The following is an 11537-nucleotide window of genomic DNA, read 5'->3' on the forward strand; positions in this document are numbered from 1 at the left end:
CCCGGCACCACGACATCCCACCGGAGTCCTGCCATGGCACAGTTCGCCACCCGCACCACCGCCGACGGCGACCAGATGGCCGTCGCCTCGTTCCTGCTGGCCCTGCCCGGGCTGCTGCTCTTCAACATCGTCCTCGGCCCGGTCGCGATCACGCTGGGCACCCTGGCGCTGGTGCGCGGCACCGGGCGCCGCGGCCGGGCCCTGCTCGGCATCGCGCTGGGCGTCGCCGACCTGGCGGTGCTCGCCGCGGTGACGCTGGCCGGACACGGCACCGTGTGGCAGCTCGGAGCCTGATCCGGTGCGGCAGTGCGCCCGGTCCCGCCCCCTGTGGCGGGACCGGGCGCACCGGTCAAGAAGGCCGTCAGGCCGTCGGTGCGGTCCACTTCTGGTTGGCCGCACCGGTGCAGCTCCAGATCTGGATGCGTGCACCGTTCGAGGGGCTGTTGTCCGTCACGTCCAGGCACTTGTTCGCCTGCGGGTTGACGATGTCGCGCGTCGACGGGTTGTACGTCCACTGCTGGGCGCCCGTGCCGTTGCAGTCGTAGAGCTGGGTCTTGGCACCGTCCGCAGTCGAACCGGCCGCCACGTCCAGGCACTTGCCGAGCGCGCGGACCGTCCCGTCGCCGCCGACCGTCCAGTTCTGGGCGCCGCTGCCGTTGCAGTCGTAGAGCTGGACGGCGGTGCCGTTGGCGGAGTTGGCGCCGGCGACGTCCAGGCACTTGCCGGACAGGCCGGTGATCCGGCCGGTCGCCCCGCCGCCCCCGCCCTGGGTGCCGGCCCAGGTGAAGGTGGCGGAGGTCTTCGCGGGCAGGCTGTAGCTGAAGTTCTGCCCGCCCCAGACCACCCGGACGGTCTGTGCGCTGCCGCTGTCGTTGTACGCGATCAGCGCCTTGGAGCCGTCCGGGTTCTGCCAGGCCACGTTCGGCACCGCGGAGTTGGCGGTGGAGGCGATCCGGTGTGCGCCGGGCTTCACGAACTTGGTGAGGTGGCCCATGGTGTAGTACTCGACGGTGAAGTCGACCTGCCCGCTGCGCGAGTCTCCGTTGTGCACGGTGACCAGGCCGGTGCAGGTGCCGCAACCGCCGTAGTGCGGGCCCATGTTCTGGTCGACGGCCAGGCTCCACTTGGTCACCGACTTACCCCAGTTGCGGGTGTAGTCGATGATGTTGCGCATGTCCTCCTGCTGCTGATTGCCGATCCAGGTGCCGCCGGAGTGCTCTGTGTCGAAGGCGTCCACGGTCGGGTACTGGTTGTGCACGGTGGTCTGCATCGAGACGTCGCCGCCGTAACCGTGCCAGGCCATGCCGCCGAAGTTGGGGTGGGTGCGGACGGCCGCGTCGTCCATCACGGGCGCCGCGTAGCCGTTGTACTGGTCCCAGTTCCAGTCCAGGGCCAGCACCTTGGTGGACAGGCCGGCCCCGGCCAGGGCCGGCAGCAGGTTGTTCCTGGTGAAGTAGGCGAGGCCGGAGCCGTTCCAGCTCATCGACGGGTAGCCGGCGCAGCAGGTCGGCTCGTTCTGCACCGTCACGTAGTTCACCGGGACGCCCTGGGCCTGGTAGGCCTGCAGGTACTTCACGAAGTACTGGGCGTAGGAGCCGTAGTACTCGGCCTTCAGCCAGCCGCCGTTGAGGCTGCCGTTGTCCTTCATCCAGGCGGGCGCCGTCCACGGCGAGGCCATGGTGGTGAGGGCCGGGTTGAGCTGCTTGGCCTGCTTGGTGAGCGGCAGGACGTCGGCGAGGTCGTGACCGACGGTGAAGCCGTTCAGGCCGGGGTCGACGGATCCGGCGGGCTGGTCGTCGTAGGTGTAGCCGTAGCGGGCCAGGTCGGAGGAGCCCATCGGGTTGCGCAGGAAGGACAGGCCGATGCCCTCGGTCGGCGAGAACAGCTTGCGCATGGTGGTATCGCGGGTGGCCGCGCTCAGGGCGCCGCTGCTGTTCATCAGCCAGGCGGCGGTGTCGGTGAAGGAGGCGCCGCCGCCGGTGAACTGCTGGTAGCGGGTGGACTCGTCCACCGAGATCAGTTGGCCTCCGCTGCCGGAGCCGGAGTTGAAGGTGAAGGCAGCCTGCTGGGCGAGGCCGCGGGTGACGTGGCGGCCGCCGGCGTCGTCGGTGGTGGTGAGCCAGACGTTGACGGTCTCGCCCGCCGCACGGGCGTCGGGCGCGCCGGTCAGCAGGCCGGTGGCGGCCAGGGCGCCGGAGAGCAGGACGGCGGCCGTCCTGCGCGTACGGGCGGCATGGTTGGGTGGGGGCCAGGCCATGATCGTGTCCGCCTTCGTTCGGGGATGGATGGGGGATGCGCGACTGCCGGCCGGCGGTCGAGATTCAACTCCTGATGCCGATGCACCGTCAAGTCATTGGTATCGACCGGTATTCGATCAACTCCTGAAGACGGAGAGCGCTTGCCGCCTCATCCATGCGCAACAATTGACGGATTGTCTGAAAGGAAAGTTTCCAGTTGACTTGACGTGGCCACCTCCGGGCTAGTTGACTCCAGCTCCCGTCGCCCCCACCGACCGGAGGACCAATGCACCGCCGCCATCGCCGCCGCCGGCTGCCCGCGGCCGCCGCGCTGCTCGCCCTCGTCTGCGCGATACCCGTCGGCATCAGTGCCACCGCGCCCGCGGACGCCGCCCCGCCCGCCTTCGCCCACCCCGGCGTGCTCGTGAGCAAGTCCCAACTCGAGTTCGTCCGGGGCAAGGTGCAGGCCGGGGCGCAGCCGTGGAAGGCCGCCTACGACCAGATGCACGCCAGCAAGTACGCCTCGCTCGCTCGAACGCCCAAGCCCCGCGCGGTCGTCGAGTGCGGCTCGTACTCCAACCCCAACTACGGCTGCACCGACGAGCGCGAGGACGCCCTGGCGGCCTACACCCTCGCCCTGGAGTGGTACATCACCCGGGACAGCCGCTACGCGGCCAAGGCCGTCCAGATCATGGATGCCTGGTCCGGCACCGTCAAGGACCACACCAACAGCAACGCCCCGCTGCAGAGCGCCTGGTCGGCCTCCACCTGGCCGCGCGCCGCCGAGATCATTCGCTACACCTACAACGGCTGGCCCGCCGACAAGGTCGACCGCTTCGGGCAGATGCTGCGCAACGTCTACCTGCCGAAGGTCGTCAACGGCTCCCGCTCCAACGGCAACTGGGAGCTCAGCATGACCGAGGCCACCATCGGCATCGCCGTCTTCCTCAACGACCGGACGGTCTACGACAAGGCGGTCGCCACCTTCCGCGGCCGGGTGCCCGCCTACGTCTACCTGGCCTCCGACGGCGCCCTCCCGAAGACCTCGCCCGGCAGCGGCCTCGACACCCGCGACGAGATCGTCAAGTACTGGCAGGGCCAGACCACTTTCGTCGACGGCCTCACCCAGGAGACTTGCCGGGACCTCACCCACACCGGGTACGGGCTCTCCGCGATCGCCCACGTCGCCGAGACCAGCCGCATCCAGGGCCAGGACCTCTACCCCGAGGTCGCCGACCGCCTGCGCCACGCCCTCGGCTTCCAGTCCAAATACGAGCTGGGCACCGCCGTCCCGTCCTGGCTCTGCGGAGGCAAGCTCTCCCAGCACATGGGCCCGGTCACCGAGGTCGGCTTCAACGCCCTGCACAACCGCCTCGGCTACGGCATGGACAACACCCAGAAGCTCACCGAGCAGCGCCGCCCCGCCGGCACCGACAACCTCTTCACCGCCTGGGAGACCCTCACCCACGCCGGCAACCCGTCCTGAGCCGGGTGCCCGAAGGGGCGCGGAGCCGCCCTCACCCCCGGTCGGCCGTGCCGGCGTCCCGCATCCGCCGGACGGACTCGGGGGTGAGGTGCCGGCCGAGGACGTCGAGGGCTGCGAGCACCTCGGCGAGTGCGGCGGGGTCGTCGGTGCCGAGGGCGGCGGCGACGGCCGGGTCGACAGGTGCGGCAGCGGCCAGGGCCGAGCGCTCGGAGACCTCGGCGGCCTTGCGGACGAGGGAGCGGCGGCGGTCGGCCGGGTCGGCCTCCGTGACGACCGACCCGGCTTCGCGGAGCCGGGCGACGCAGCCGGAGACCTGGCTCTGCGGCAGGCCGGTACGGGCGGCGATCTCTCCGACGGCGCTGCCCGGGTGTTCGACGATGTCGCCGAGGACGACCAGGACGGCACGGGTGCCGGTGGACTGCGGGCCGATCCCCGCAGTGGGAATGGCCTGCTCGCCGATCTTCATCAGGGTGCGGCCGAGGGTGACGAGTTCCAGTCCGTTCACCGCCCCAGACTACATCCGATCAGATGCATCTCAAATATATGCATCTCTCTTGATGCATCTCCCTTGATGCTTTACGGTGGCAGCCATGACCACCACTGCCCTGCTCCCCGTCCCCGGCGCCCTCCTCCACCACCAGGTCCGCGGCAGCGGCCCGCTGCTCCTCGTCGCGCAGAGCGGCGAGGGGGACGCCGACCGCAGCCGCGACCTGGTCGACCGGCTCGCCGCGGACTTCACCGTCGTCACCTACGACCGCCGCGGCCTGTCCCGCAGCCTGCCCGACGACCCGTCGGAGCCCGTGCCGATGGCCACGCACGCCGACGACGCGCACCGACTGCTGGCCGAGCTGACCGACCGGCCCGCACTGATGCTGGGCTGCAGCTTCGGCGCCGCGATCGGCCTCCACCTGGCGGCGCGCCACCCCGGTGCGCTGCACACGCTGATCGCCCACGAGCCCGCCGTCCCCGAGCTGCTGCCCGCCGGGGAACGCGCCGACACCGAGCGCGAGTTGCGCGCCGTCACCCGCACGTACCAGGAGGGGGGCTGGCTCGCGGCCGTCCGCCGGGTCACGGCCGTGCTCGGCATCGACCCGCACCACCAGGACACCGAACCGGACGTCACCGCCGAACCGATCACCGAGGCCCGCGCGGCGAACTTCGCCGGCTTCCTCACCCGCGACATCGACACCATCCTCGGCGGCGGCCTCGACCCGGCCGACCTCGACGCCCTGCGCAACGGCCCGACCCGGATCGTCCCGGCCGTCGGACGCACCACCCCTCACCAGGTCTTCGACCGCCGCTGCGCCGAGATCCTCGCCGGCCACCTGGACACCGACCCGGTCGAGTTCCCCGGCGGCCACAACGGCAACCTCACCCACCCCCGGGCCTTCGCCACCCGGCTGACCTCGCTCCTCCCCCGCTAGGCGTGTCTTCAAGGGTCATGGGTGCACCACAAGGGGCGCGGGGAACTGCGCAATCCGGATGCGGGCCGCCGTACGGATCACGGCTCGGCCCATGCTGTCGTGACACCCACCCCCGGATCGCGCAGTTCTCCCCCGACCTTCGGCCCTGAAGTGATCACCCGAGCACCCTTGAAGACAGTTCCCAGGGCGTGCCCACGGCGAAGGCCGCCCGGGCGACGGAATCGCCCGGGCGGCCTCTGAGGGTGATGCGGGTGGATCGGTGGGCCTGCCGGCCTCAGCCGGCCAGGGGGCGGACGGCGGTCGGGGCGTGGCCCGGCTCGGTGGCGAGGTCCTCGAACTCGACCACGCTGGCGATGTCGGTGCCGCTCATCGCGATGTTGGTGACCCGCTCCAGGATCGCCTCGACGACGACCGGGACGCGGAACTCGGCGGCGAGCTTCTTGGCCTCCTCGAAGGCCGGCAGCAGCTGGTCCGGCTCGGTGACCCGGATCGCCTTGCAGCCCAGGCCCTCGGCGACCTTGACGTGGTCGACGCCGTAGACGCCCAGCTCCGGCGAGTTGAGGTTCTCGAACTCCAGCTTGACCTGGAAGTCGATGTCGAAGTTCCGCTGCGCCTGCCGGATCAGGCCCAGGTACGAGTTGTTCACCAGCACGTGAACGTACGGGATGCGGTGCTGGGCGCCGACCGCCAGCTCCTCGATCATGAACTGGAAGTCGTAGTCGCCGGAGAGCGCGACGACCGGCGTCCCGGGGTCGGCGGTGGCGACGCCCAGCGCGGCCGGGACGGTCCAGCCGAGCGGGCCGGCCTGGCCGCAGTTGATCCAGTGCCGCGGCTTGTAGACGTGCAGCATCTGCGCGCCGGCGATCTGCGAGAGGCCGATGGTGGTGACGTACCGGGTCTCCGGACCGAAGGCCCGGTTCATCTCCTCGTACACGCGCTGCGGCTTGAGCGGCACGTTGTCGAAGTGGGTGCGGCGCAGCAGGGTGGCCTTGCGCTCCTGGGTGGAGGCGGCCCAGGCGCTGCGGTCCTTGAGGACGCCGGCGGCGCTGCGCTCCTTGGCGACCTCGACGAAGAGCTCCAGGGCGGCCGCGGCGTCGGAGGCGATGCCGTAGTCGGGGGCGAAGATCCGGCCGATCTGGGTGGGCTCGATGTCGACGTGCACGAAGGTGCGGCCCTTGGTGTAGACGTCGAGGCTGCCGGTGTGGCGGTTGGCCCAGCGGTTGCCGATGCCGAGGACGAAGTCGGACTCGAGGAAGGTCGCGTTGCCGTAGCGGTGCGAGGTCTGCAGGCCGACCATGCCGGCGTTGAGCTCGTGGTCGTCCGCGATGGTGCCCCAGCCCATCAGGGTGGGGACGACCGGGACGCCGGTCAGCTCGGCGAACTCGACGAGCAGGTCGGCGGCGTCGGCGTTGATGATGCCGCCGCCGGCGACGATCAGCGGGCGCTCGGAGGCCTGCAGGAGGTCGATCGCCTTCTCGATCTGGGCCCGGGTGGCGGTGGGCTTGTAGACCGGCAGCGGCTGGTAGGTCTCCGGGTCGAACTCGATCTCGGTCATCTGGACGTCGATCGGCAGGTCGATGAGGACCGGGCCGGGGCGGCCGGAGCGCATCAGGTGGAAGGCCTGCTGGAAGACGCCGGGGACCTGGGCGGCCTCCAGGACGGTGGTCGCCGCCTTGGTGACCGGGCGGGCGATCGAGGCGATGTCGACGGCCTGGAAGTCCTCCTTGTGGATCCGGGCGACCGGCGCCTGGCCGGTGATGCACAGGATCGGGATGGAGTCGGCGATCGCCGAGTACAGGCCGGTGATCATGTCGGTGCCGGCCGGGCCGGACGTACCGATGCAGACACCGATGTTGCCGGGGCTGGTGCGGGTGTAGCCCTCGGCCATGTGGGACGCGCCCTCGACGTGGCGGGCCAGCGTGTGGTGCACGCCGCCGGCGGCCTTGAGGGCTGCGTAGAAGGGGTTGATCGCCGCGCCGGGCACACCGAACGCATTGGTCACGCCCTCGCGCTTGAGGATCTCCACTGCCGCTCGGGCGGCTGTCATACGAGGCATCGGCTTACTCCTGCCCGGGGCGCGGACTTCCGCGATACGGAATGAAACTTCTGGACTGCGAAATCAAGCTAAGCCGAGGCAGGTGGGGTCGTCAACGTAGGTTTCAACAGAACGTTGCAGATTCGGGCGCGGCGGAGACGGCGGGCACCACAATGGGCGGGCACCACAATGGGAAGTGAGAGGGGGCGAAACCTCATGCCGTACATCGCCGTCAGCGCGCTCAGCCACGAGGGCCTGATCCGCGACCACAACGAGGACAGCCTGGTCATCGGCCCGTGGACGCTCTGCGCCACGGTCACCGAGAGCCCGCAGACGCTGCTCTTCCCGCTGGGCTCGCCCTGCGTGGTCGCGGTGGCGGACGGGCTCGGCGGCCACCCGGCCGGCGAGGTCGCCTCCTCGCTCACCGTCCGGCGGCTGGCCGCGACCGGCAGCGGACTCGACTCCGAGGAGGCCGTCCGGGCCGAACTCCGCGCCTGCAACGAGACCCTGTACGGCGCCGCGGCGGCCGACCCGGACCTCACCGGCATGGGCACCACCGTCGCCGGGCTGGTGCTGAGCGGCGAGCAGGTCCTGGTCTTCAACATCGGCGACAGCCAGGTCTTCGAGATCCTCGAGGAGGACGGCAAGCCCCGGCTGCACCAGCTCAGCACCGACGACAGCCCGCCGCCCCCGCCCGGCCGCCGCACCACCAACATCGTCACCAGCACCCTCGGCGGCACGGTCGCCCCGCGGGAGGTCGAGCCCCACCTGCGCCGTCTGCCGGCCGCCCCCGGCACCCGCTACCTGGTCTGCAGCGACGGCCTCACCGACCCGGTGCCGCCCGAGGAACTGGCCGCGGCCCTCGACGGCCACGACGACGGGCGCGCCGCCTTCGAACTCTGGCGCGCCGCGATCGACGCGGGCGGCCCGGACAACATCACCCTGGCGCTGGTGCGGATCGACGAATGACCGGCACGGCCGCCGACCTGCAGGGCGACCCATCGGAATTCCGATGGGAGCCATGCGCCCCGCTATTGGCCCGGCCGCCCCGTCCCCGCCTAGCGTCGTTCCCGTAGACGAGACCGCCGAAGCGGTCCCGGCGGGCGCGGCAGGACTGCGCCGGACGGGACCGGGAGAAACCGAACGAAGGAGTGACCGCCGACATGGCGAAGATCCTGTTTGTGCTGACCGGTGCCGACCGCTGGACCCTGACCGACGGCACCGAGCACCCCACCGGCTACTGGGCCGAGGAGTTCCTCACCCCGTACCTGACCTTCACCGGCGCCGGCCACGAGGTGGTCGTCGCCACCCCGGGCGGCACGGTGCCGACGGCCGACGCCGGCAGCCTGTCCGCCGGGGCCAACGGCGGTCCGGAGGGCGCCGCCGAGGTGGCGGCCGGGATCGCCGCGGCCGAGCCGCTGCAGCACCCGCTCGTCCTCGCCGACGTGGATCTCGGCGACTACGCGGCCGTCTTCTACCCCGGCGGCCACGGCCCGATGCAGGACCTCTCGGTCGACGCCGACTCCGGCCGGCTGCTCACCGCGGCGCTGGACGCCGGCCTGCCGCTCGGCGTGGTCTGCCACGGCCCGGCGGCGCTGCTCGCCGCCGTGCGCCCGGACGGCACGCCGTCCTTCGCCGGCCGTCGGGTCACCGGCTTCAGCAACACCGAGGAGCGGCTCGCCGGCCTCGCCGACCGCGCCCCCTGGCTCCTGGAGGACCGCCTGGTGGCGCTCGGCGCCGACTACTCGGCCGGCGAGCCGTGGGCCCCGTACACGGTGACCGACCGCAACCTGTACACCGGGCAGAACCCGGCCTCCTCCGGCCCGCTGGCCGAGGAGCTGCTCAAGGCGATCGGCTGAGCATCCCCGATGCAGCAGACTGCTTGAGATGCTCAAGCAGAAGGGCGGGAGCCGGCACCGGCTCCCGCCCTCTCCTGCGTCAGCCGAGCGGCACCTCCAGCACCGCCTTGCGGTGGCTGAACGCCTCGATCGAGTACCGCCCGTGATAGCTGCCCGTGCCGCTCTCCCCCACCCCGCCGAACGGCAGGTCGGAGACGGTCAGATGGGCCAGCGGCAGCCCCAGGCCGAGGCCGCCCGAGGAGGTCTCCTCGGCCAGCCGGCGCCGGGTCTCCTCGGAGGGGCTGAAGGCGTACAGGGCGAGCGGCTTGTCCCGGTCGTTGACGAAGTCGATCGCCTCGTCCAGCCCGGCGACCTCGACGATCGGCAGGATCGGGCCGAAGATCTCCTCCTGCATCACCGGCGAGTCCGGCGCCACGTCGGCCAGCACGGTCGGCGCGATGTAACGGGCGGCCCGGTCGCGGTCGCCGCCGACGACGGTACGGCCGGAGTCCAGCAGGGCGGCCAGCCGGTCGAAGTGCCGCTCGTTGACCACCCGGCTGTACACCGGCGAGGCCGCCGGGTCCTTGCCGTACCGGGCCTCCACGGCCGCGGCGAGCAGCGGCTCCAGGGCGCGCGCGGTGACCGGGTCGGTGAGCACGTAGTCCGGGGCGACGCAGGTCTGGCCGGCGTTCAGGAACTTGCCCGCCACCAGGCGCTCCGCCACGACCTCGAGGTCCGCCCCCGCGTCCACGAACGCCGGTGACTTGCCGCCCAGCTCGAGGGTGACCGGGGTCAGGTGCTCGGCGGCCGCGCGCATCACGATCCGGCCGACCGCGCCGTTGCCGGTGTAGAAGATGTGGTCGAAGCGCTGCGCCAGCAGGGCGGTGGTCTCCGGCACGCCGCCCTCCACCACCGCGACGGCCTCCGGGTCCAGGTAGCGCGGGATCAGCCGGGCCAGCACCGCGGAGGTCGCCGGCGCGAGCTCGCTCGGCTTGGCGACGACCGCGTTGCCGGCCGCCAGCGCCCCGGCGACCGGTGCGAGCAGCAGCTGCACCGGGTAGTTCCACGGCGCGATCACCAGGACGACGCCGAGCGGGTCGTACTGCGTCCGCGCCTGCGCGCCCGCCAGCCGCTCCGGCACCGGTGCGGCCTCCGGGCGCAGCCAGGACTCCAGGTGCTCCAGCGTGTGGTCGATCTCGCGGACCACGAAGTCGACGTCGGTGCGCATCGACTCCTGCTCGCTCTTGCCGAGGTCGGCGCCGAGCGCGGCGGCGAGTTCGGGCCCGTTCTCGGTGAGCAGCGCCCGCAGCCGCTGCAGCTGCTCCGTCCGCCAGGGGAGCGGCTTGGTGCGGCCGGTGCGGTGGGCGGCGCGGAGGCGGGCGACGAGGTCGGCGGGCTGCTCGGCCGGGCGGTCGTTCATGGGGGTCCTCGCAGGGAATGGTTGATATCCTCAACTACCTGTCTTCAGGAAACGCCGGATACTTGAGGATGTCAAGTGAATCCAGATGCCTCGGAACTGGTCGAGCCGCTCGCCCGGGTCGTCCGCGGCTACTACGACGACCTGGCCGCGGTCGCCGGACGGCACGGCCTCAGCACCACCCAGGCGCGCGCCCTCATCGCCCTCGACCGGCCGCTCACCATGAGCGCCCTCGCCGAGCACCTGGTCTGCGACGCCTCCAACGCCACCGGGCTGGTCGCCCGGATGGAGGCCCGCGGACTGGTGGTGCGGACCCCCTCCCCCGAGGATCGCCGCAGCAAGACCGTCAGCGCCACCCCGGACGGGCACCGGCTCGCCCGCCGCATCCGGGCCGAGATGCACGCCGTCCACGGCGCCCTCGCCGACCTCACCCCCACCGAGCGCGGCGCCCTGCTGCCCCTGCTGCACCGCCTCGGGGAACTGCTCGGCCGGCCGCAGGACTGAACGCCCCGCTGCCTGCGCACCACCCGCTCAGCCCGCCGCCGCCTCCTGCTCGGCACGGAACCGGGCGACCACCGCCTCCGTCCGCGGCAGCCCCGCGAGCGGCTCGCCCACCACCCGGCCGGCCAGCTCCAGCGCCGATGCCACCACGTCCTCGCGCAGCTCGGCCTCGGCGATCACCCGGCTCGCCGCCAGCTGCACCTGCGCCGCCGCAACGGCCTCCTCCCGCTCCCGCAGCGCCTCCGCACGTGCGGCCGCCACCAGGGCGGCACCCTCCTCGGCGGCCTCCTGCCGGATGCGGGCCGCCTCGTGGCGGGCGGCGTCCAGCTGCGCGCGGCGCTCCTCGTGAAGCCCCAGGGCCTCCTCGCGCACCCGTTCCGCCTCGGCGAGCCGGCCCCCGGTGGCTTCCTCGCGCTCCGCGAGCGTCCGTTCGATCCGCGGCAGCACGTGCCTGCCGAGTATCCGGAAGAGGAAGAAGAAGCAGATCAGACCGATGACGAATTCCACAGGGTTCGGCTCAAGGGGTCCCATGCCGGAGACATACCCACGCCTCGCACTGCAATGCGATTGACTTTCCGTCAGAAAACCGTCCGGCCGGG

General features: G+C 71.9%; 11 protein-coding genes. 6 read left to right on the plus strand and 5 right to left on the minus strand.

From position 1 onward, the window contains the following. Nucleotides 1–33: 33 nt before the first annotated feature. Entirely contained in the window at nucleotides 34–294 is a 261-nt protein-coding gene (locus ACQ614_RS11325; protein WP_363490036.1) for a DUF4190 domain-containing protein, read from the plus strand. A gap of 67 nt (nucleotides 295–361) precedes the next feature. Here the strand turns inward: ACQ614_RS11325 and ACQ614_RS11330 are convergent, their stop codons facing one another. Continuing rightward, nucleotides 362–2257, minus strand: a complete 1896-nt coding sequence (locus ACQ614_RS11330; RefSeq protein WP_431678360.1) for a ricin-type beta-trefoil lectin domain protein — start codon at nucleotides 2255–2257, stop codon at nucleotides 362–364. Between the two features lie 266 nt (nucleotides 2258–2523). On the opposite strand from ACQ614_RS11330, the gene ACQ614_RS11335 reads away from it, so the two are divergent. Then, on the plus strand, nucleotides 2524–3723 hold the full coding sequence (locus ACQ614_RS11335; RefSeq protein WP_431678361.1) for an alginate lyase family protein: 1200 nt from the start codon (nucleotides 2524–2526) through the stop codon (nucleotides 3721–3723). Nucleotides 3724–3754: 31 nt separating this feature from the next. On the opposite strand, the gene ACQ614_RS11340 is transcribed toward ACQ614_RS11335, so the two are convergent. After that, complete coding sequence (locus ACQ614_RS11340) at nucleotides 3755–4228, minus strand: MarR family transcriptional regulator (protein ID WP_431678363.1); 474 nt, start codon at nucleotides 4226–4228, stop codon at nucleotides 3755–3757. 85 nt (nucleotides 4229–4313) lie between these two features. On the opposite strand from ACQ614_RS11340, the gene ACQ614_RS11345 reads away from it, so the two are divergent. After that, nucleotides 4314–5147, plus strand: a complete 834-nt coding sequence (locus tag ACQ614_RS11345; protein WP_431678364.1) for an alpha/beta fold hydrolase — start codon at nucleotides 4314–4316, stop codon at nucleotides 5145–5147. A gap of 274 nt (nucleotides 5148–5421) precedes the next feature. On the opposite strand, the gene gcl is transcribed toward ACQ614_RS11345, so the two are convergent. Continuing rightward, nucleotides 5422–7203: a glyoxylate carboligase gene (gene gcl, locus ACQ614_RS11350; RefSeq protein WP_431678365.1), complete on the minus strand. Its 1782-nt coding sequence runs from the start codon at nucleotides 7201–7203 to the stop codon at nucleotides 5422–5424. Between the two features lie 195 nt (nucleotides 7204–7398). Here gcl and ACQ614_RS11355 point away from each other — a divergent pair, with 195 nt between their 5' ends. Together ACQ614_RS11355 and ACQ614_RS11360 are read left to right on the plus strand one after the other, a co-directional pair. Further along, the gene (locus tag ACQ614_RS11355; protein ID WP_431678366.1) at nucleotides 7399–8151 is read left to right on the plus strand and encodes a PP2C family protein-serine/threonine phosphatase; all 753 of its coding nucleotides are present in this window, start codon (nucleotides 7399–7401) and stop codon (nucleotides 8149–8151) included. Nucleotides 8152–8345: 194 nt separating this feature from the next. Beyond that, entirely contained in the window at nucleotides 8346–9041 is a 696-nt protein-coding gene (locus ACQ614_RS11360) for a type 1 glutamine amidotransferase domain-containing protein (RefSeq protein ID WP_431678367.1), read from the plus strand. A 79-nt stretch (nucleotides 9042–9120) separates the two neighbouring features. Here ACQ614_RS11360 and ACQ614_RS11365 read toward each other — a convergent pair whose 3' ends face one another. Further along, nucleotides 9121–10440: an aldehyde dehydrogenase family protein gene (locus ACQ614_RS11365; protein WP_431678368.1), complete on the minus strand. Its 1320-nt coding sequence runs from the start codon at nucleotides 10438–10440 to the stop codon at nucleotides 9121–9123. A 75-nt stretch (nucleotides 10441–10515) separates the two neighbouring features. Between ACQ614_RS11365 and ACQ614_RS11370 the strand changes: the two genes are divergently transcribed. Beyond that, nucleotides 10516–10941 (plus strand): MarR family winged helix-turn-helix transcriptional regulator, encoded by a 426-nt coding sequence (locus ACQ614_RS11370; RefSeq protein ID WP_431678369.1) that lies wholly within the window; start codon nucleotides 10516–10518, stop codon nucleotides 10939–10941. Between the two features lie 27 nt (nucleotides 10942–10968). On the opposite strand, the gene ACQ614_RS11375 is transcribed toward ACQ614_RS11370, so the two are convergent. Further along, nucleotides 10969–11469 (minus strand): hypothetical protein, encoded by a 501-nt coding sequence (locus ACQ614_RS11375; RefSeq protein ID WP_431678370.1) that lies wholly within the window; start codon nucleotides 11467–11469, stop codon nucleotides 10969–10971. Between the last annotated feature and the right edge of the window lie 68 nt (nucleotides 11470–11537).

The sequence above is a fragment of the Kitasatospora dryopteridis genome, from assembly GCF_050749075.1.
In the GTDB taxonomy this organism is placed as follows: domain Bacteria; phylum Actinomycetota; class Actinomycetes; order Streptomycetales; family Streptomycetaceae; genus Kitasatospora.